The sequence below is a fragment of the Cytobacillus oceanisediminis 2691 genome (assembly GCF_007678455.1).
GTDB classification, from domain to species: domain Bacteria; phylum Bacillota; class Bacilli; order Bacillales; family Cytobacillaceae; genus Mesobacillus; species Mesobacillus oceanisediminis_A.
The window spans coordinates 14,238-35,343 of sequence record NZ_VEEP01000007.1 but is presented as its reverse complement, the minus strand read 5'-3'; the positions used below and the strand labels follow the sequence as shown (position 1 = coordinate 35,343).

The 21,106-nt window shown below is 44.3% G+C and carries 22 protein-coding genes; 7 read left to right on the top strand and 15 right to left on the bottom strand.

Annotation, left to right across the window (positions count from 1 at the left end; translation table 11 throughout):
• Positions 1-183: 183 nt before the first annotated feature.
• The 9 genes from FS736_RS14420 to FS736_RS14380 form a co-directional block, all read right to left on the bottom strand.
• On the bottom strand, positions 184-1,449 hold the full coding sequence (locus FS736_RS14420) for an MFS transporter (protein ID WP_144478485.1): 1,266 nt from the start codon (positions 1,447-1,449) through the stop codon (positions 184-186).
• Between the two features lie 191 nt (positions 1,450-1,640).
• Positions 1,641-1,952, bottom strand: coding sequence for a thioredoxin family protein (locus FS736_RS14415; RefSeq protein ID WP_144478483.1), 312 nt, complete (start codon positions 1,950-1,952; stop codon positions 1,641-1,643).
• 5 nt (positions 1,953-1,957) lie between these two features.
• Complete coding sequence (locus FS736_RS14410) at positions 1,958-2,314, bottom strand: toprim domain-containing protein (protein WP_144478481.1); 357 nt, start codon at positions 2,312-2,314, stop codon at positions 1,958-1,960.
• A 208-nt stretch (positions 2,315-2,522) separates the two neighbouring features.
• On the bottom strand, positions 2,523-2,762 hold the full coding sequence (locus FS736_RS14405) for a YusG family protein (protein ID WP_144478479.1): 240 nt from the start codon (positions 2,760-2,762) through the stop codon (positions 2,523-2,525).
• 130 nt (positions 2,763-2,892) lie between these two features.
• Positions 2,893-3,273 carry a glycine cleavage system protein GcvH gene (gcvH, locus tag FS736_RS14400; protein WP_144478477.1) on the bottom strand — a complete coding sequence of 127 codons (381 nt, stop codon included), beginning with the start codon at positions 3,271-3,273 and terminating at the stop codon, positions 2,893-2,895.
• 53 nt (positions 3,274-3,326) lie between these two features.
• Positions 3,327-3,683, bottom strand: coding sequence for an arsenate reductase family protein (locus tag FS736_RS14395; protein WP_144478475.1), 357 nt, complete (start codon positions 3,681-3,683; stop codon positions 3,327-3,329).
• Positions 3,684-3,902: 219 nt separating this feature from the next.
• Entirely contained in the window at positions 3,903-5,687 is a 1,785-nt protein-coding gene (locus FS736_RS14390) for an acyl-CoA dehydrogenase family protein (RefSeq protein WP_144478473.1), read from the bottom strand.
• 54 nt (positions 5,688-5,741) lie between these two features.
• On the bottom strand, positions 5,742-6,917 hold the full coding sequence (locus FS736_RS14385; protein WP_144478471.1) for an acetyl-CoA C-acetyltransferase: 1,176 nt from the start codon (positions 6,915-6,917) through the stop codon (positions 5,742-5,744).
• A 59-nt stretch (positions 6,918-6,976) separates the two neighbouring features.
• Positions 6,977-9,358, bottom strand: coding sequence for a 3-hydroxyacyl-CoA dehydrogenase/enoyl-CoA hydratase family protein (locus tag FS736_RS14380; RefSeq protein ID WP_144479006.1), 2,382 nt, complete (start codon positions 9,356-9,358; stop codon positions 6,977-6,979).
• A 240-nt stretch (positions 9,359-9,598) separates the two neighbouring features.
• On the opposite strand from FS736_RS14380, the gene FS736_RS14375 reads away from it, so the two are divergent.
• The gene (locus FS736_RS14375; RefSeq protein ID WP_144478469.1) at positions 9,599-9,730 is read left to right on the top strand and encodes a YuzL family protein; all 132 of its coding nucleotides are present in this window, start codon (positions 9,599-9,601) and stop codon (positions 9,728-9,730) included.
• Between the two features lie 343 nt (positions 9,731-10,073).
• Here the strand turns inward: FS736_RS14375 and FS736_RS14370 are convergent, their stop codons facing one another.
• Positions 10,074-10,991: a proline dehydrogenase family protein gene (locus tag FS736_RS14370; RefSeq protein ID WP_144478467.1), complete on the bottom strand. Its 918-nt coding sequence runs from the start codon at positions 10,989-10,991 to the stop codon at positions 10,074-10,076.
• Positions 10,992-11,209: 218 nt separating this feature from the next.
• Here FS736_RS14370 and FS736_RS14365 point away from each other — a divergent pair, with 218 nt between their 5' ends.
• Positions 11,210-11,494 carry a hypothetical protein gene (locus FS736_RS14365; protein ID WP_144478465.1) on the top strand — a complete coding sequence of 95 codons (285 nt, stop codon included), beginning with the start codon at positions 11,210-11,212 and terminating at the stop codon, positions 11,492-11,494.
• 26 nt (positions 11,495-11,520) lie between these two features.
• Entirely contained in the window at positions 11,521-11,868 is a 348-nt protein-coding gene (locus FS736_RS14360; protein ID WP_144478463.1) for a spore coat protein, read from the top strand.
• A 165-nt stretch (positions 11,869-12,033) separates the two neighbouring features.
• Here FS736_RS14360 and FS736_RS14355 read toward each other — a convergent pair whose 3' ends face one another.
• Genes FS736_RS14355 through FS736_RS14335 form a run of 5 tightly spaced genes read right to left on the bottom strand, consistent with a single transcriptional unit; the run spans position 12,034 to position 15,946 of the window.
• Positions 12,034-12,276: a DUF2573 family protein gene (locus tag FS736_RS14355; protein ID WP_144479004.1), complete on the bottom strand. Its 243-nt coding sequence runs from the start codon at positions 12,274-12,276 to the stop codon at positions 12,034-12,036.
• A gap of 4 nt (positions 12,277-12,280) precedes the next feature.
• Positions 12,281-13,054: an IucA/IucC family C-terminal-domain containing protein gene (locus tag FS736_RS14350; protein WP_144478461.1), complete on the bottom strand. Its 774-nt coding sequence runs from the start codon at positions 13,052-13,054 to the stop codon at positions 12,281-12,283.
• A complete protein-coding gene (locus FS736_RS14345) occupies positions 13,051-13,872 on the bottom strand; it encodes an ABC transporter ATP-binding protein (protein WP_144478459.1) in 822 nt (273 codons plus the stop codon). The genes FS736_RS14350 and FS736_RS14345 overlap by 4 nt, the downstream gene beginning before the upstream one ends.
• 17 nt (positions 13,873-13,889) lie before the next feature.
• A complete protein-coding gene (locus tag FS736_RS14340; protein ID WP_144478456.1) occupies positions 13,890-14,945 on the bottom strand; it encodes a FecCD family ABC transporter permease in 1,056 nt (351 codons plus the stop codon).
• Positions 14,942-15,946: a FecCD family ABC transporter permease gene (locus tag FS736_RS14335; RefSeq protein WP_144478455.1), complete on the bottom strand. Its 1,005-nt coding sequence runs from the start codon at positions 15,944-15,946 to the stop codon at positions 14,942-14,944. Before FS736_RS14335 ends, FS736_RS14340 begins: the two co-directional genes overlap by 4 nt.
• A gap of 240 nt (positions 15,947-16,186) precedes the next feature.
• On the opposite strand from FS736_RS14335, the gene FS736_RS14330 reads away from it, so the two are divergent.
• The 4 genes from FS736_RS14330 (at position 16,187) to FS736_RS14315 (ending at position 21,073) form a co-directional block, all read left to right on the top strand.
• Positions 16,187-17,149 (top strand): ABC transporter substrate-binding protein, encoded by a 963-nt coding sequence (locus tag FS736_RS14330; RefSeq protein WP_144478453.1) that lies wholly within the window; start codon positions 16,187-16,189, stop codon positions 17,147-17,149.
• 205 nt (positions 17,150-17,354) lie between these two features.
• Positions 17,355-18,899 (top strand): spore germination protein, encoded by a 1,545-nt coding sequence (locus FS736_RS14325; protein WP_144478451.1) that lies wholly within the window; start codon positions 17,355-17,357, stop codon positions 18,897-18,899.
• Positions 18,900-18,918: 19 nt separating this feature from the next.
• Positions 18,919-20,016 carry a GerAB/ArcD/ProY family transporter gene (locus FS736_RS14320; protein WP_144478449.1) on the top strand — a complete coding sequence of 366 codons (1,098 nt, stop codon included), beginning with the start codon at positions 18,919-18,921 and terminating at the stop codon, positions 20,014-20,016.
• Positions 20,006-21,073: a Ger(x)C family spore germination protein gene (locus FS736_RS14315; protein ID WP_144478447.1), complete on the top strand. Its 1,068-nt coding sequence runs from the start codon at positions 20,006-20,008 to the stop codon at positions 21,071-21,073. Before FS736_RS14320 ends, FS736_RS14315 begins: the two co-directional genes overlap by 11 nt.
• Positions 21,074-21,106: the final 33 nt, after the last annotated feature.

The following is a 21,106-nucleotide window of genomic DNA, read 5'->3' as shown; positions in this document are numbered from 1 at the left end:
CCGCTCAACTCCCTTACATACATAATTCTTTTTCGCAAGGAAAAAAACCTGTTGGAATCCTTCGACAAATACTTCGTTAATAAGCGGTTAACAACATAACAAACATAGAAAAAAGACAATAACGAATGATATTTCGCCATTGTCTTTCATTTCCCGAGAAATATATCCAAAGAAATACAGCAATCAAGCTGTCTTGGTGGCTGAGAGGGCGGATTTTGTTTTGTCCATCGTCTTGAAGACAAAGAAGAAGTAAGTTGACCCTACTAAATAAAGACCTGCTGTGATGGTGAAAACCGCTGCATATCCCCAATAGGAGCCATATTTCAAAACGATCCCCGTCGAAACCGGTCCCATAATCGCCCATCCAAGGTTAAATACCATTTGATTCACAGAGTTGGCCAATCCTTTCATCGAATCATCAACCTTCGACATCATTAGTGACATTTGAATTGGATTCCCTGCGTTCATGAGTGCTTGTCGAAATAAAAAGCCCAGGGCAGCAAGCCAGAAATGCTGAGTGTAAGCAGTAAGCAGCAAAAACGGGAGGGAGAGCATTTGCAGGACAACTACTGCTTTCACTTCCCCAAGCCTGCGCACAACCATCGGTCCAATGATCATGGCTACTGCAGTCGCTCCCTGTCCAAGTGAAATGACCAGGCCAATCAGTGAATTTGATGCCATGAACCGATCAGCAAAATAAAGATTCAAGTAAGGGATGACCAGTCCAGCACCGAAGCCGATCATCAACTGTGCGACCGCAAATAGAATGATGATTTTAAGGCTCGCTTTATGAGGGATTCCTCTTTTAAAATCCATGAACTTTCTGTCTGTCTGGTTTTCTATCCGTACTTCCTTAAGTCGGAAAATAGGAAGAAGTGCGGCCAGAAACAGTGCTGAACCAGCGACCAATGTGAAACGGATACTCTCCAGTTCAGGGAGGAATAAAGAAAACACATCTGTAAGGATTCCGCCCAAAAGGCTTCCGACAACATTGGCTGCTGTCATCGCTGCAAAATGTATGCTGAAGATATGCACGCGCTGTTCAGGTTGGGAGTTTTCTGCCAGCCACGGAATGATGGAAACCTGGATAAAAGCGGACGCAAGACCAGTACCAAATGCAAACAATATCAGTAGTTCCTGACTCTCAACCATACTCCGTGTAAATAAAATGATTCCAGTCGAGAATGCTCCAAACAGCATCAGCTTTTTCCGGCCAGCCCTGTCGCTCATAACGCCTGCCGGAATGAGTACCAGTGCCGTGGAAAGAGACGTCATTGAAATCACTTTCCCGTTTACCAGTTCATTGAATCCCAGCTCTCGTATGTAAAAATTATAAATCACCATAAAGATCCCCAGACCGATTTGGGTGAGGATGTTTGCCAGGAAGGTCAATTTTATATTGCGATTATAACTTTTGATTTGGTCTGCCCACTCTTGATAAAGAGCCATTTTTTCATTTCGCCCCTCGGTTATTTCGATAACCTAAATATAAACCGTTTGGCATGAAATGTAAATATTTTTCAGTGTTGCCTTTCGCCGCTTAGGAGACCATATAATTCGGAACTGGGGATTGGGTGTTAGAGCCTTTATCTTTGGCCAAAACCTGATTAACACAAAAAAAACGGCCAAGCCGTTTATATTTACCCTTTCAACTCTTTCAATTTTCCAAAGAGATACGGAACAGATTGAAAAGCATAGATTTTCTCCTGTACCTCCCCATTTTCTAATACAATCAGACATGGTACACTTTCTATTTCAAATCGTCCTGCCATTTCAGGCAGGAAATTCAAATCGGCTTTCCCTGATGGGAGGTCAGGCAGGAGTTGTTCAATTACTGTCAGCATTTTGCTTGCTACCTGACAGGTTCCGCACATTGGTGTATAAAAGTATAGGTAACCCGTTTGTTTTTCTGCGAGGAATGTTTCCATGTCCGTCCTGGTCCAGTCTTCCATTAAAGTCATCCTTTTTCTAAGTACTCTGCATGAACATCAATATTTGCTCCGATTAAAACAGTAGCAAGGTGATTTTCAGGTGCGGTTGCCACTTCCCGGTACATCCTGTCAATGTACAGATGGTTCGCCTCAGGAAATTCCCTTTTGAATTGCTTCCTCAGCTTTTCGCCTGATGCGTCTGCATCTACGAGGATATAGACATCTTTATCAAAAAGCGAGTCAATCAGCTCATCAAGCTTTGAAACGCCAATTGTCCCATTCGTGCATATAATTTCCACTGGCTCCTTCAACACGGTCTGTACTTTCTTTTTGTCTGACGAACCTTCTACTATGATCACCTTGTGATTTTCGTCCATCGCCATAACCACCTATGCACCAGAAAATAATTACTTTACAACATTATAAACATTATTAAATAAATTGTGCTGTTTACTTGTATCTTTCTATTGTTACTGTTTTTTTGGGAGATTGCAAAGATTTAGTCCAATATTAACTTTATCAGGGAGTAAAAGGAATTTTATACCCGGAAGCCAACTAAAAACAGCGGCCAGGCTGGCCGCTGTTCATTTTTTAGCACCAGCCGCCTTCATCACAGTCAGTATACCGTTGCTCAGTTTGGTCCGGTACTGATACATGCTGGTAAATCTTATTCTGTTCTGCTTCATAATGATGCTCAAGTTTCATCTGGATTCCTTCAGGAAGCTCGATGTTCCCAATAGGTTCTTTTTCAAGGTAAAGTTGGATCTGACCATTTTCCAGTTTTCCTGTTACCCTGTCTGTGATATCGATTTTTTGCTGGTTCAAAGCCATGAATTTCACCCTTTTTATATAATCATTAACATTAGTTTGTCCAAACTGCTGGAATGAAGTGATGGAAAAATGAAGGAGATTTACATGGAGAAATGAAAAACGCCTTGAAGGTTCAAGGCGTCGGCAAATCTTATTCTTTGATCATTTCTTCGTATTGTTCTGGTGTCATAAGCTTTTCTACTTCACTGCTGTCTGTGAGTTCAACTGTAATCATCCAGGCTTTTTCATAAGGAGATTCGTTAACGAATTCAGGGCTGTCGTTCAGTTCTTCGTTGATTTCAACAACCTTGCCGCTCACTGGTGCATATAGCTCAGATACGGTCTTAACTGATTCAACGCTTCCGAAAGGCTGGTCCAAAGTGATTTCGTCTCCCACTTCTGGAAGTTCGACGAAAACGATGTCACCAAGCTCGGATTGAGCGAAATCAGTAATGCCCACGCGAACCTTTTCTCCTTCAACTTTTACCCATTCGTGTTCTGCAGAATAACGTAAATCTTTTGGTGTATTCATTGACTATCCCTCCAATTGTATATCTCTATCGATTAATATCGATGGGACCAAAATTACAGCCATGCTTTTTCATACTCATCTTCTTTGAAACCTACGGTCACTTTTTCGCCATCTGTCATCAGCGGGCGTTTGATGAGCATACCATCAGATGCCAGCAGTTCCACTAATTCATTTCTGGATGCCGTCTTGATTTTGTCTTTCAATCCAAGCTCACGGTACTTTTGACCGCTCGTGTTAAAAAACTTCTTGATCTCGAGGCCGCTTTTCTCAAGCATTTCTTCCAGCTGTGACTGGGTTGGCGGATTTTCAACAATATGTACTTCGTTATAGGCAACTTCATGCTGGTCCAGCCATTTCTTCGCATTCCTGCACGTACCACATTTAGGGTACCAATAAAAAGTTTTTTCCATGATTTCACCACCCTTTGCTAGTATCCCATAGATTAAACCCTCTAAACGGATAGTAACATATTATTGAGGTGAAATACTATCATTCAGTGCCTGATCAACCCTTTAATTTTAACATCCTTTTATTAAATTCAACAATGTTTGCAAAAATCCTGCCATTTTAAAAAGATTAGCAAAAACACTCCTCCCGGAATGGAGAGGAGTGTTCGGCAAAATCAGTTTTTAAACGATAAAGCGTTCTGCATCGATTAGCTTTTCAGCTGCTTCACGCTTCTTCGCGATGACGTTGATTGGAGTGTGTCTTGTGAACTTGCGCAATGCGGAAGTCAGCATGCGAAGTGCGTCGCCTTCTTCTGTAGCCACAAGCGTTTCCTTAGCGTCACGCTCGATTTCATTGAATGCTTCCTGGCAGAAGATTTGAGTGTAAAGAAGCTTTTGCTTGCTCTTCTCTACTCCATCTTTTGCGATTGCCTTTTCTGTACGAAGAACAGCAGATTCCATTGAATACGCATTTGAAATGATATCTGCGATATTGACGAGGATTTCCTGTTCTTTTTCCAAAGCTTTTCCGAACTTCTGTGCAGCCAATCCAGCTGCAAGCAAGCCAATTTTCTTGGCGTTCTTCACAAGATATTTTTCCTGTGCCAGTGGCTCATCGCCTGGCTCTTCAGGCATAAGCATCATCAGTTCTTCCTGAAGCTGCTGAGCTTTTTGCAATAATGGAAGCTCGCCTTTCATTGCCTTACGCAGGAAGGTTCCCGGTACAAGAAGGCGGTTGATTTCATTTGTTCCTTCAAAAATACGGTTGATCCTTGAATCACGGTAAGCTCTTTCGATTTCATACTCTTGCATGAAGCCGTATCCACCGTGGATCTGGACGCCTTCATCAACTACATAATCAAGTGTCTCGGTTGCGAACACTTTATTCATTGAACACTCAATTGCATACTCAGCAATTGAATCTGCAACGGCTTTGCCGTTGTTGATTTCTTCTTCTGACAGCTGGTTCATTCTTTCCTCGAACAACCCTACTGTACGGTATACAGAGCTTTCAGATGCATAGATTTTGGAAGCCATTGTCGCAAGCTTCTCTTTTGTAAGGTTGAACTGGGAAATAGGTGTCTTGAACTGCTGGCGCTGGTTCGCATATTTTACAGTCAGACCGAATGCCTGCTTGGCACCGCCAGTTGCGCCTACTCCCAACTTATAACGGCCGATGTTCAGGATATTGAAGGCGATAAGATGGCCTTTTCCTGCTTCACCAAGAAGGTTTTCCACAGGTACTTGAGCATCTTCAAGAATCAATGTACGTGTTGAAGAGCTCTTGATTCCCATTTTCTTTTCTTCTGCGCCTACTGATACGCCTGGATATTCTCTTTCAACGATGAAAGCTGTGAATTGTTCGCCGTCGATTTTTGCATAGACAACGAATACATCTGCAAAACCAGCGTTAGTAATCCATTGCTTTTCTCCATTAAGGACGTAGTGAGTGCCTTCAGCATTCAGTTTAGCTGTTGTCTTTGCACCCAATGCATCTGATCCTGAACCTGGCTCAGTAAGTGCATAGGCTGCAAGCTTTTCACCAGTTGCCAGTACAGGAAGATATTTTTGCTTTTGTTCTTCATTACCGAAAAGAACGATTGGCAATGACCCGATTCCTACGTGTGCACCGTGGGAGATTGAGAAGCCGCCTGCAACTGCCATCTTTTCAGCGATCAAAGCTGAGCTGACTTTATCAAGGCTCAAGCCGCCATACTCTTCAGGAACGTCCGCTCCAAGGAGACCAAGCTCTCCAGCTTCCTTCAATAGTTTTACAGTACGGTCGAACTCATGCTGCTCGATATATTCAACCTGAGGCAACACTTCGTTTGTTACGAAATCCTCAGTGGTTTTGGCAATCATTTTGTGCTCATCTGTGTAATCCTCTGGAGTAAAAACATGGTCATATGATACATCTTCGATTAAGAAGCTTCCGCCTTTTACAAGCTTTTCTGTTTGGTTACCCATTTAATGTTCCTCCTATCCATTTTTGGGAGGGGTCCAACCCCTCCAATTTTTATTCTATAAAAGCTCAAAAACTCCAGCTGCTCCCATGCCACCGCCGATACACATCGTGACGACACCGAATTGCTCATTTCTGCGTTTCATTTCGTGGATTACTGTCAAAGTCAATTTTGCGCCAGTTGTTCCCAGCGGGTGGCCCAATGCGATCGCTCCGCCGTTGACATTGACCTTCTCCTCATCAAGACCCAGCTCACGGATGACCTGGATGGATTGGGAAGCAAATGCTTCGTTCAGTTCGAAGACACCAATGTCAGATACCTGCAGTCCAGCAAGCTTCAATGCTTTTGGAATTGCCACGACAGGACCGATTCCCATGATTTCAGGCGGCACTCCGCCAAGTGCGAATGAACGGAATTTAGCAAGTGGTTTCAATCCTAGTGATTCAGCCTTTTCACGGTCCATGACCATGACAGCCGCTGCTCCGTCACTTGTCTGAGAGGAGTTCCCTGCAGTGACTGTGCCGTTGATATTGAATGCCGGACGCAGTTTCGCAAGAGTTTCCATGTTCGTATCAGGGCGTACACCTTCATCATGTTTGAATTGGATTGTCTTTTCGACAAGCTTATTGTCTTTTCCTACGGTACGGAGGGTTACATCAACAGGAACGATTTCATCCTCAAATTTGCCTTCCTGGATTGCTTTTGCCGCGCGCTGATGGCTTCTTACTGCAAAAGCATCCTGGTCTTCACGGGAAATTCCGTATTTCTTTGCTACTTCTTCAGCAGTATGGCCCATTCCCATATAATATTGCGGAGCTGTTTCAGCAAGCTTCGAGTTTGGACGGACGACATGGCCCATCATCGGCACCAGGCTCATTGATTCCGCACCGCCGGCAATGATTGTGTCTGCATGGCCAAGCATGATGCGCTCGGATGCATTCGCAATCGCCTGCAGTCCTGAAGAGCAATAACGGTTGATGGTGATCGCCGGCACTTCATGTGACAATCCAGCTAAGGCACCGATATTACGCGCCATATTCAATCCTTGCTCTGCTTCTGGCATAGCACAGCCGATGATCAAATCATCAATATTCCCTTCATAATTGCCTGCACGCTTTAGAGTTTCTCTTACTACAAGAGCTCCAAGATCATCAGGCCGGACGTTAGCAAGAGTTCCTTTTTTCGCTTTTCCGACCGGTGTCCGTGCTCCGGCTACGATTACCGCTTCTCTCATCTCATTCCCTCTCTTTCCTTGGATGTTAAAATATATTTCACTGTCAAACTATCAATCTATTAATTGCGCAACGGTTTTCCTTTTACGAGCATATGCTGCATGCGCTGCTGTGATTTCGGTTCTGCCACCAGACTCAGGAACGCTTCCCTTTCAAGATCAAGCAAGTATTGCTCATCGACTTCGGTTCCGTACGGCACTTTTCCGCCGGAGATGACATACGCGAGCTTCTTTGCGATCTTCAGGTCATGTTCTGAAATGTATCCGGACAGGTGCATCGTTTGAGCACCCAGCAGCAGGGTAGCATATCCCGGCTCACCAGTTACAGGTACTTTCTTTCTTACCGGTGCTTTATAACCGGTTTCATATAAATTCAATGCAGCCTGTTTCGCATCGTATAATAAGTGATCGCTATTGACACTGATGCCGTCTGCTTCATTCAGGAAGTTATTTTCACGAGCTTCCTCTCCTGAAGTGGAGACCTTAGCCATCGCAATTGTTTCAAATACCTTATTCGCAACCTTTTGAAGATCAAAATCGACGCCTTTTGGCAGGCCTTCAAGGTGCTTGATATAAAGCTCCTTGTTTCCGCCTCCGCCAGGGATGAGGCCAACTCCCGCTTCAACAAGTCCCATGTATGTTTCCATGGACGCCTGGATATGCGCGGCCGGCAAGCACATTTCGGCTCCGCCTCCGAGCGTCATTCCGAACGGAGCAGCAACAATCGGCTTGGAGCTGTATTTGATTTTCATCGTCGTCTGCTGGAACTGGCGAACGACCATATCAAGGTCCCAAATGTTATCGTCCTGTGCTTCCATCAGGATCATCGCCAGATTAGCTCCAACAGAGAAGTTTTTGCCCTGGTTGCCGATGACAAGTCCTTTGTAATTCTTTTCTACTTCATCGATTGCGAAATTGATCATCTGGAGGATATCAGGTCCGATCGAATTGCTGTGTGAATGGAACTCCAGCAATGCGATGCCATCGCCAAGGTCGATCAGGCTTGCGCCGCCATTCTTTTTAATGACACCATTTTGCTTCTTTAAAAGCTTCAGGTTGATTGACTTTGGGTTTTCCTCAACAGTTACGTATTCACCATTGTTGTAATAGCTCAGTCTGCCATCCTCTTCCTTATAGAAAGAAGTAAAGCCTTTTTCGACCATTTCTTTAACCCATGCAGGAACAGTCTTACCTTCAGACTCCATTTTACTGATTGCTTTTTCGACACCCAGTGCATCCCATGCTTCGAAAGGTCCCATTTCCCAGCCGAATCCCCACTTCATCGCACGGTCAATCGCAACGATATCGTCAGCAATCGTACCGAGCAAATCAGCTGAGTAAACAAGCACTGGACTGAAGATATTCCATAAAAGCTCTCCAGCACGGTCCTTAGCATAAACAAGCGCTTTCATTTTATTGGCAAGGCCTTTTTCTTGTTTGGCCATTTCAGTTGACGCTGTCTTTAATTTCTTGCGTGGACCGTATTCAAGTGTTACAGGGTCAAGTTCAAGGATTTCCTTGCCCTGCTTCAAGAAGAATCCCTGTCCTGACTTGCTTCCAAGCCAGCCGTTCTCCAGCATCTTCTTCATGAATCCAGGTACTTCAAAGACTTCCTTCTCTTCTCCTTTAACCTGGTCGTACACGTTTTTCGCAACATGCGCGAAAGTATCGAGACCAACTACATCAAGTGTGCGGAATGTTGCGCTCTTAGGACGGCCAATCATTGGACCAGTCACGGAGTCAACCTCACCTACACTGTATCCGCCTTTGACCATTTCCCTTACTGTCACAAGCAATCCGTAAGTACCGATTCGGTTGGCGATGAAGTTAGGCGTATCCTTTGCTTCTACAACACCTTTACCAAGCTGGTCTTCACCGAACGCCTTCATGAAAGACAGGACTTCAGGATCCGTATCTTTGGTAGGAATCACTTCAAGCAGCTTCAAGTAACGAGGCGGGTTGAAGAAGTGAGTGCCAAGGAAATGCTTCCTGAAATCTTCGGACCTCCCTTCAGCCATTGCCTCTACAGAAATTCCCGAAGTGTTGGAACTGATGATGCTTCCCTGCTTGCGGTATTTATCTACATCCGTAAAAACTTTCTTTTTAATATCAAGGTTTTCAACGACTACTTCGATTACCCAGTCTACATCCTTGAGTTTTTCCATATCATCATCAAAGTTGCCCGCTTCAATTAGAGCAAGATTCTTTTTGGAGGCCAAAGGTGCCGGTTTTTGCTTCAATAACTTCTGCAGTGCTCCTGCACTGATTCGGTTGCGCACCTGCTTATCTTCAAGTGTCAGGCCTTTCGCTTTTTCCTGTTCCGTTATTTCCCGAGGTACAATGTCCAGCAGCAATGTCGGAATCCCGATGTTGGCCAGATGTGCGGCAATTCCTGATCCCATGACACCCGAACCAAGCACCGCTGCCTTTTGAATTTGTCGCATCAAATTTGTCTCCCCCTTTGACTCTTTTTGAATGAATACTCATTCATTTTTGCACCAAAAAAAATATGCATATAAATGAGCTCTGTTAATTACTACTATAAAATATTTAAAAAATTTCCGCAATAATAAGGTGCGGAAAAAATAAAATTTTTTGAATCTTTAATCCATATGCTTTTTCTTGAACACTTGGGCAATCTATAAAAGCGTTACTTTTATCACTTGAAATACGGAGGTATGATCATGGCAAGAATGAAAAAAGATCCGTCCAAGGCCGGCGTAAGTGCAGCAAGCGTCAAAGGCGATGCAGGCCCGTCAATGGGTAAGGGCGGAGAAAGAAAGCAGAACAGCCAGAACAGCCAATATAAAAAATAAAGCGCAAGCGCCTCGGTCAACCTCGACAAGCGTTGGAGTTCCGCCCAATGAAGTCGTTCTTTGACTTCATTGGGCGGACCGAAAAACGAAATGCGGAGGCGACTGCCCAACTCCGAAAAGCGCTGGAGGGCCTGGCAGTGAAGTCGCTCTTTGACTTCATTGGCAGGACCGAAGCGTCTCGAGATGCTCAAAGCTAACGCTTCCCGCAAGATACTCCAGGAAGCCTTTTCAGGAATGAAAACTGGCTAGGCGCTGGAGCTGGAAAAATCTCAAAGTAGAGTTTTACATCTTCCTAAATGAAATAAATAAAAACAGGCTGACAAGTTTGTCAGCCTGCTGCTCATTATTTCTTCAGCATTCCTTTTAAAACAAATGCTACGTTTGCCGGGCGTTCTGCAAGGCGGCGCATGAAATAACCGTACCAGTCTGTTCCGAAAGGCACATAAACGCGCATTGTATAGCCTTCTTCAGCAAGCTGGAGCTGTCTTTCCGGCATGATCCCGAACAGCATCTGGAATTCGAACTGGGTTTTCGGGATATTATTAGCCTTGGCAAATTCCTTCGTGAAATTGATGATATTGTCATCATGTGAGGCAACTGCTGTATAATTTCCATTCAGCATATGCATCTTGATGATTTTCTTGAAGTTCTCATCTACATCCTTCTTCTCAGGGAAAGCTACTTCCGGAGACTCTTTGTAAGCTCCCTTCACAAGACGGAGATTTGGTGAGTATTGATTTAAATCCTCGATATCCTTTTCTGTCCTGTATAGATATGCCTGAATGACGGTTCCGATATTATCGTACTCAGACTTCAGCTGTCTGAAAATATCCAGCGTCTTCTGGCAGCGCTCGTAGTCCTCCATATCAATAGTCACGAATACATTATTCTCCTTGGCAGTATCCATGATTCGGCGCATATTGTTCATGACTACTTTCTCAGAGATGTCAAAGCCAAGTGAAGTCATTTTAACGCTCATCTGGGCATTTAATTTTTCTCGGCCAATCGCTTTGATCATCGCAATTGAACTTTCCGCTCTCTCATTCGCTTCTCGTTCATTGTCAACGAATTCGCCAAGATAATCGACAGTTGCCGCAAGCTTCTTGCTATTCAGTTCCTTAATGACTGCCACTGCCTGCTCGACACTTTCTCCTGAAACGAAGCGTTTAGCTCCTAAACGCAGGCCATACTTTTTCGCCATTTTGGTGAAAAATTTATTTTTTGATAGAAAAAGAAAAAAGTTCCTCATTAGTTGTTCCATAGCTTTTCCTCCCCTTAGTGAAAACGATTACATTACCCTTTAAAAAAATTGCTTCATCTATATCTATTTTGCAAAATCATTTTATCACTTTTTGAGAACTTTGAATATTACTTTCGTAGAAAAATGTTCTTTTTTGGCGAATCTTGACCTGCATACTTTATTTTGGCGCGGGAACGATAATATCCGTAGGAATGATCATAAAAACAGGAGGTTCTACTATGCAGCAGCAAAACATGAATTTTCAAAGCCAGCAGCAAGGGATCATGCAGACGCCGCCATCTGTTGTATCCACTAAGGATTCCCTATACTTAACAGATATGCTTTCATGGAATTTACTTGCCATGAAAAAAGCACATTTCTTTGCACAGCAATGCCAGGACCAGGAGCTGAAGATGGAAATCGAAAAGTGCGGCCAAATGCATCAGAAGCATTACCAGAAAATCCTTACGCACCTGAGCAGCCCGCAAAACCAGGCATATTCCCAATCGCCAGGAATGCAATAATCGAAATAGACAGGAGGAAAAAGCGGATGAACCAGAACCAGAATCAGCAGAAAATCCAGAATCCGGAAACACAGGTGCAAAAGACACCGCAAATGAATGAGCGTGATTTCATCAATGATATTTTAACGACAGAAAAATACATGACTGACGCTTACACACAGGCACTCCATGAAGCGAGCCACGATCAGCTGTTCCAGGATGTACTTGCAATCTACACAGAAACAGCAAACGCACAGCGCAGCCTTTACAACTTGATGTTCAAAAAGGGCTGGTACGCAGTCGAAGCGGCGGACGCGCAAAAGCTGCAGCAATCACACCAGCAATTCCAGGGGTATACGAATCAATTTCCTTATGGCGGACAGCAGCTTCAGTAATTCCATATGTGTTTCTCACCGAACCGGGCACAACGTCCGGTTCTTATTTTGTTTTTTCGTGCTAAAAAATGACTTTCCTCTTTCCTTTTCACCTTCAATTGGATATTGAAACTCAAGAAGGCCTTTTCCTTATAATAAACCACCTCGCTTAGAGATGGCCCTTGGTTATTTCTGGCGGTTTCGCTCATTCATTTCTTTGATTTCCGCGATCACATTCTTGATCTGCTCCTTTGCCTCTGGATATTCCGCATTCCAATGTTTAGCCAGAGGCGGCATTGACTTGGCGATATGACCGTACAAAATCCACGTTTTTACCTTTTCGATATTTTCAGCTGAGGCTTCGCCAACCAGAAGTTCAGTATACTTTTCCAGCAATCCGTTGATTTGTTCATTCATATTATTCTCCATCATCCTACTCCTTTTTTCCTCCGCCGCATGTGCGGGGACAAGTTTTGCAGAAATCGCCTTTTCCCTTTAGCCTGTAGCTGTAACAGCAGGTTTCTCGTACCCTGATATAAGAATCTGTTACTTCTTGATAGATTGGTTTAGTGTAATATCTTGCAATCGGGTTTTTGTGATACCTTCCGAATAGTCTGCCGGGAGCTGACTCAACCAAAAAAGCAAAGTCCTCTGCTGCCTTCACCCTTACATCTGGGTCACCGGATTCATTCAGGATTTTTTCATAAAGCCAAAAGATATAGACCGCAACATTTTCCCACAGCACCAATTTTGAGATTTTCGCAGATTTTGAGATGGCATCCATGACAGGAAACAGATTGTCGACAAATAAGTGCCTTACTGCTTCCATCCGCCACACTTCCCGTTCCTCGTCCGGACACACATCGGCAATTTTGCTTTTCAGATAAAACTCTGGAAGCCAAAGGCCATCTTTGATAGCATCAGCAAGGATAATATTCTCAGGTGAAACATCAAGCTTTTTGTTAAAAGCGGTCATTGAATATAAGTATAGAACTGCCAGGAAGGCATGTCTTTTCATGAATACTGAAGCAGCCGTTTTCGCATCCGGTGCCTTCAATCCCTCATTGAACCTATCCAGATAAGCTCCCATCATTGATTCATCCATGAATGGCTTGAATTCAATTTGGACCTCCTTATCAGGTTCAGAAACGACAAATCGGTAGTTGGCGAGAATACCGCTTTCCTTTGCTGTCAACTCCGCGTTCATATTGGCGCACCCACATTATCCCTGAGTATGCGGCGGCCTTTACCATGTGGAATGCATAATGGCGTACCGAATAGCGGATCAATCGTCACTTCGCAATCCATTCCGAAAACATGCTTCACAAGACCGCAATTAATAACAATTTCCGGTTTTCCCTGGTCAAAAATCTTCTGGTCTTTGATTGCCACAATATTGTGGGCATACCTGCATGCCAGGTTCAGGTCATGCAAAACCATGACAATCGTTCTGCCTTCATTTTCATTCAACTCATAAAGCAAATCAAGAATGTCGATTTGATGGGTCATGTCCAAATACGTCGTTGGTTCGTCGAGAAGGATGATATCAGTGTCCTGGGCCAGGGTCATCGCAATCCAGGCACGCTGTCGCTGTCCTCCGGACAATGAATCGACTGTCCGATCTTTAAGATGGTTGATGCCTGTTGCCTTCAACGCATTCTCAACACTTTTTTCATCTTCTTCAGACCATTGCTTCAGCCATGTCTGGTATGGATATCTTCCCTGTTTCACAAGCTGCAGGACCGTTAATCCTTCCGGCGAGGAAGGAGATTGCGGAAGGATTGCCATTTTGCGGGCAACTTCCTTTGTTGACAGCTTTGCAATCGATTCGCCTTCAAGCAGAATTGATCCATCCCGAGGCTTGAGCAGTCTCGCGATCGAGCGAAGCAAAGTCGACTTGCCGCAGCCATTCCCTCCTATAAAAACAGTAATCTCGCCTTTGGGAATTTGAAGGTCTAACTCATTTATGATGATCGAATCTCCATAGGAGAGAGTCAGTTTTTCTGTTTCAATTGCCTGGGCCATGTCGGTTCCCCCTTCTGTTAAGAATTTCGTGTCTTGAATAACAGGTAAATAAAATATGGCGCTCCTATGCCTGCGGTGAAAACGCCCGCGGGGACTTCCAATGGCGAAAACATCGTCCGCCCTATCAAATCAGCAAGCATGACAAGAATGCCGCCAATTAAAGCAGATACTGGCAAAAGCGCTCCGAATGCAGAACCGACAAGCCTTCTGGCCATATGTGGTGCCATCAGGCCGACGAAACCAATTCCACCGGCAAAAGCAACTGAGCTGGCTATAAGCGCGGTGCTGACCAGCAAAAGCGCAAAACGCTGACGCTGGACATGTCCCCCGACACCAGTAGCGATATCTTCCCCTAGTTCCTGTACATTTACCTTTCTGGCAAGAATGAAGGAAATCAAAAGCATGATGATTGTCCATGGTACGAGCACAGCTACATTTCCCCATGTTGAGCCATATACCGTACCGGTAATCCAGATGTTCGCCTGGCTGGCCCTGTAAATTGGCCCCATTATCATCATTAGTGTAGTCAAAGCCTGCATCATCGCGGAAATACCGATACCAATCAAGACGAGGCGAATAGGCGAAACACCATTTTTCCAGGAAAGAAAATAAACGAGGAAGGCTACGATCGCAGCACCAGCAAACGCGGCAACCGGCATCCATTCTATACTTACTGTCAAAGCATTATTGTCATCACTGAAAATAGCTAAAAATCCGACTACTGCCACCGATGCTCCCCCGGTGATCCCCAAAATATCAGGTGAAGCAAGCGGATTTCGGATCATGCCCTGCAGAAGTCCTCCGGCAACAGCCAGGCTGATTCCAACCATTAGCGCTACGATTATTCTCGGAAGACGGAAGGATTGCACAACCAATCTCTCCATATCGCTTCCCCCGCCAAAAAACACAGCAAGCACTCTTAGCGGGCTTATTTCCATATCGCCCAATCCAGTACTGATGACAAAGACAGCAAAAGCCGTAACAAGCAGGCCAATCATAACAGCTGCGGCTTTTTTATCGATTAAAAAGGATACTCTATCCTTGAAAAATCTTAAGCTTTTAAACTGGCTCATTTTCCGTTGAACCCCTTTCTCGCGATATAAATGAAAAATGGAGTTCCGATCATCGCGGTCATCACACCTACCGGGATTTCCTGCGGCATTAACACATATCGGGCAGCGATATCCGCCGCCAACAGCAGCATCCCGCCGAAGATCGCCGAGAAAGGAATGACCCAGCGGTGATCAATGCCAACTACTGCCCTTGTCAAATGCGGGATTACAATACCGAGGAACCCAATTGGACCAGCCACAGCCACAGCGCCACCGGATAAGAGGACTATGATCACGCCCGCGCCCAGCTTTACAAATCCGGTATTCAAACCAAGCCCCTTGGCCACATCTTCCCCCATTGACAGTACATTCATTTTCGTGGAAATCAGAATGGCTGCGATCCAGCCAATCGCCAGATATGGGAGGACACCGATGAGTGTTTCCAGCTTACGTCCCTGCACAGAGCCCGCAAGCCAGTAAAGCACCTGTTCGAGTGCTGCTTCATCCAACACGAGCAAACCCTGTGTGAACGATGAAAACATCGCGCTCATCGCAGCGCCGGCAAGTGTCAATTTCATGGGTGTCAATCCTTCACGTCCTGCTGACCCGATTACATAGACGCTGATTGCAGCAAGAGCAGCACCTAAAAAGGAAATCCACGCGAAAGCCTGGAGGCTGCCGACTGAAAAAATCGTCACCGCCACTACCACCGCGAACCCAGCCCCCGCATTAACTCCAAATATGCCAGGTGATGCAAGCGGGTTTTTCGTCAATGTCTGCATCAGGACACCCGCGATCGCCAGGCTTGCCCCCACTGCTGCGGCAATCAGCGCACGCGGCAGCCGGACAGATTGAATGATGATATGTTCATTTGATCCGTCATATTTAGTGAAGGCATCGAAAGCAGTTCCCCATGAAGTATCGGTATATCCGTAAACGATGCTTGCACATATTAAAAAAAATATAAAGATGATAGCGGCCAGGAGCCCTGCCAATCTGTGAGCATTGGTTTTCAGCAGCATAATGATTAACCTTTCTTGTTTACAATGTGGCTTTTTTAAATTAAGTTAGTTGCTTATATTGTTTATTTACTGTACGTGAAATTAGCACTCTTTTCACCATTTGACGAAACATATTCACAAAATTGTCAATGATGATGAAAATCATTATCAATTAGTATTGACAATGTCTCCTCTTGCATTTTATCATAAAGAGGCAGTAATTGAAAATGATTATCAATACCAACACAGGAGGAAATACATATGAAAGTTACCAAACACTTGCTGGTTCTTATCAGCATTTTCACCATCCTGCTTTTGGCAGCATGCGGGACAGATGAGGATCAGGCGAAGGATATAGCTGAAAAGCCTAAAGAAAAAGAAGAAAGCTATACAGTGGAACACGCTATGGGTACAACAACCCTGGAAAAGAGTCCTGAAAAGGTTGTCATCCTGACAAATGAAGGAACGGAAGCACTTCTTGCACTTGGAGTCACACCTGTGGGAGCGGTCCAGTCATGGACAGGAGATCCATGGTATGACCATATTGCAGAGGATATGAAAGATGTAAAAGTCGTTGGCGTTGAAAGCCAGGTTAACGTAGAAGCAATTGCTGCGCTTCAGCCTGATTTGATCATTGGGAATAAGATGCGCCAGGAAGATATTTATGAACAGCTTAAAGCAATCGCACCTACCGTTTTTGCGGAAGATCTTCGCGGAAACTGGAAAAACAACTTTGAACTTTATGCAAAAGCCGTGAACAAAGAGGAAAAAGGCAAGGAAGTACTAGCTGCCTATGACAAGCGCATTGAAGATTTAAAAGAAAAGCTTGGAGATAAAATAAACACTGAAGTATCAATGGTCCGTTTTATGGCCGGCGATGTTCGTATTTACCACAAGGATTCATTCTCAGGAGTGATTCTTGAACAAATTGGCCTGGCCCGTCCAGAAAGCCAGGACCAAGAAGACTTTGCTGAAAAAGGCGTAACGAAGGAAAGAATTCCGGCAATGGACGGAGATATCCTGTTCTACTTCACATATGATGAAGGTGACGGCAAAGCAACTGAAGTCGAAAAAGAATGGATCGAGGATCCGTTATTCCAAAACCTAGAGGCAGCAAAAAAAGGTGAAGTATATAAAGTAGATGATGCCATCTGGAATACAGCAGGCGGAGTCAAGGCTGCCAACCTGATGCTTGATGATCTTGAAAAACATATGTTGAAATAAAATCCCCCCAAGATTTTATTTTTACTAATTCCCTCCCCATATATATATAAAGCAGAAAACCCGCAAAGATATGCGGGTTTTTTTATTCTTCCAAATGAGCACTAGGTTGATGATAGGAGGCATATTTAACAAAATTTCGTAATGACTTCATATTCCTCCCAATTTCGGAAATGATAAGCGTAAACCAAGATTGGCGGAGAGTGCAATGAGAAAGTTATTCAAGAAAAAACTGCTGGAAGACATTGAAAAAGAAGCGGCCAGGCAGGATACAGATGGTCAAAGGCCTGACCAATATCTAAATGACCATGGCTGGGAAAATACGCTTTTCAAGTCGCACGATTATAAAAAAACCTTTTACGTGAACCAGAAATCAGAAAAAAAATTCTGTTTTTCCTTTATTTCCACTCTTGTGGATGAAAGCCTTCTTCAGAATAATGCTCTCCCCGGACTGCTTGAAGGTGATTTTTTCACCATTGAAGATGTCAAAAAGCTGGTCCCCGTCGCAGATGTCCAGGTATCGGACAAGAACGAGGAGATTGAAACGAAGCTCTTTAACGGCTATGTACTGCTGACCCTTGAAAATGAAGAGAAATATTTTGCGTTCATCGCAGCACAGAAGGAAATCGTCCGCGCAGTCGGGATGCCAGAAGTCGAGTTCAGTGTCATCGGTCCAAAAGAGTCTTTTGTCGAGTCAATTGACCAGAATCTTAATATGATCCGGAAAAGGGTTCCTGTTAAAGAGCTAATCGTCGAAAACTACACGGTTGGTTCGCTTTCAAAAAGTGGGGTCGCTGTCCTTTACATTGATGGCATTACAAATAAGGATAATGTCGATACGGTCATTCAGCGAATTAAGGATATCGAGTTTGATGAAATTACGGATAGTTCCTATATTGTGCAATTAATTTCAGATAACCAGAATTCTCCCTTCCCGCAATTGCTCGATACAGAAAGGCCCGACCGGATTGCGGCTGTACTCGCGGAGGGAAAAGTCGCCATCCTTGTTGACGGGTCACCACATGCGCTGATTGGCCCTACGACCCTGGTCGAATTTTTCGGGTCATTCGAAGACTATTTCCTGAATTATTTACTCTCTTCTTTTTTCCGTTTGGTTCGTTTGTTCGCTGTTGCCTTCTCGATTCTGATTACACCGATTTATGTGGCAACTTTGTCGTATCACTATGAATTGATCCCGAAGGACCTGCTAAGCACATTGATTACGTCTAGAAGAGAAATTCCCCTTCCTCCTATCCTGGAAGCATTGTTCCTTGAGCTGACGATCGAACTTCTGCGTGAGGCTGGAGCCCGACTGCCAACCAAGGTTGGCCAGACAATCGGTATCGTGGGCGGTATCGTAATCGGGACAGCTTCCGTTGAAGCCGGCCTGACCAGTAATGTCCTGCTGATTATTGTTGCGTTGGCCGCACTGGCGTCCTTTACAACACCTGTATACCGAATGGGCAACACAATCAGGTTGCTGCGTTTTCCATTCCTGTTGTTCGCGGAGCTCTGGGGCTTGCTCGGAATCGTCGTCTCCTTTTCATTCCTTCTGACCCATTTGCTTAGACTGACATCTTTGGGAAGGCCATTTTTGGAACCTCTTTACCCTCCCAGGGTCACTGATTTCAAGGATGCGATCATCCGTCTGCCGTTTACGATGCAATACAATCGGCCACAATATTTGAGGACGGAAAATCCTGCCCGCTTCAGTGAGAAAAAGGCGAAGGAAAAGAAGGATATTGATGAATGAGCATTGGAGGTTTTGAGTCATGCAGCAGCCAGTACCCGAAAGATTGCAAGTTTCACCCTTTCTCGTTCTCTATTTGATCATGTCCATGCAAATCGGCATCGGGGTACTGGGTTACCAGCGAATCATCGCGAAGGCTGCAGGTTATGACGCCTGGATCTCCGTTCTTGCTGCCGGTTTGAGCATCCACATTATTATCTGGATGATCTATAAAATTTGCGGGACAGTCGAAGGAGATATTGTGGCGGCGAACGCTTATGTGTTTGGCAAAAAAATCGGCAATATGATAAGTGCCATTTCCATTATCTACCTTCTCATTTTTGTAATGGCGGTATTACGGACCTATATTGAAGTCATCCAGGTATGGATGTTTCCTGAAATCAGCGCGTTCTGGTACAGCTTTGTTTTTTTGATTCTTTCTATCTACATCGTATTTGGAGGGTTTCGCACAGTAACTGGTGTTGCCTTTTTCTGTATCGTACTGCCAAGTTATCTGCTGCTGACTTTCGGTTTCACATTAAAATATGCAGATTTCACGAACCTTCTGCCGATTTTTGATCACTCTGTTAAAGAACTTGCAACCAGTGCCTATAATATGTCTTTGACCTATATCGGATTCGAGATCCCGCTTTTTTTCTATCCATTCATTAAAGACGCACCCAAATCCCAAAAGTGGGCTCATCTAGGCGTCTTTTTGACGACTATAATCTATACTGTCCTGGCAATCATTACATTCAGTTTCTTTTCAGAGGGCCAGCTGGCAAAATCCATTTGGGCGACCCTCGACATGTGGAAGATCGTCACCATGCCCTTCGTTGAAAGGTTTGAATATATTGGGATTGCCAACTGGAATCTGATCATCCTCCCGAATGTATGCATTGCCCTTTGGGGTGGCAGCATGATTTTAAAAAGGGCTTTTAAGCTGCGGCAAAGAAAAGGCGTCATTGGTCTTGCCTTGATATGTTTAGTTGCGATCATGTTCTTTGATACTCGTGCTAGAATCAATCTTCTGAATGATTGGACTGCAAGAATCGGCTTCGTCATAACCTATGTTTATATCCCCTTTTTATTTATCGCCACATGGATTGCGAAGAAGGTGAAAAATAAAAATGAGAATTAAAATGCTCTGTCTGATTATCACAGCCGTAATGGCCCTTACCGGCTGTGTCGAAAAAGAAATCATCGATGATGTCAATATTGAAATGGGCGTGGGTTATGACGTGGCTGAGGATGGAAAAATTGAAGGAACCGTCATGATTCCCATCTTCAACCCTGATAAAAAGATCGGCAATTTCACCTATTCCGCCACGGCCTTAAGCAGTATGGATCTCATCCAGGAGGTACAGCGGAAATCAGCGCAGCCAATTGTTACAGGCGCACTGGAAATTGCCTTGTTCGGAGAGGATATTGCCAAAAAAGGCATCAGCGAGTATACAGATGCTTTTCAGCGCGATGCGAGTATCGGCGCAGGGGTTTATTTTGCCGTAGCTGATGAGTCAGCAAAAAGTATTTTATCCGGTACATATGGAGACCGTGGGAACGCCGTACACTTATCCCAACTGATCGAGCACAATATGAAAAACCGGAATCTCCCTGAAACAAATATGCATCTGTTTACCTTTGACCGTTTTCAGGAAGGAAAGGATCCCTACCTCCCCATCTTAAAAAAGGTAGAGCCGGAGATCGTGGATATCGTAGGGATTGCATTATTCAAAGATGATCAGCTTGTAGGCGAACTCCCTCCTGAAAAAATGTTCTTTTTCAAACTGCTGACAGATAAGTTCAGCGAAGGGTCTTTTAAGCTTTCCGTAGATAATAAGAAAGCTGTTATAAAAGACCTGGATTCCAAACATAAACTAAAACTGACAAAACGGGACCCTTACACCATCACAGTGGATATCAAAATTAAAGGCCTGATACGGGAATATACCGGGAATATCGTAACGCCGGCGATTATCAAAGATATCGAAAAGCAATTCGAAACACAGGTCAACAAAGAGGCCACCGCAATGATCAAAGATTTTCAGGAAAAGGGCACCGACCCGGTAGGATTCGGCCACTTCATTAAAACCAAAACGAGAGGCTTTGATTTTAAAAAATGGGAAGATGAATACAAAAACCTGACCGTGCATGTTAACACTGATGTGGTCATTACTGAGGTAGGAATCATTGAATAAGAATTGGGTCTTGAACAGGAAAAAAAAACGAGC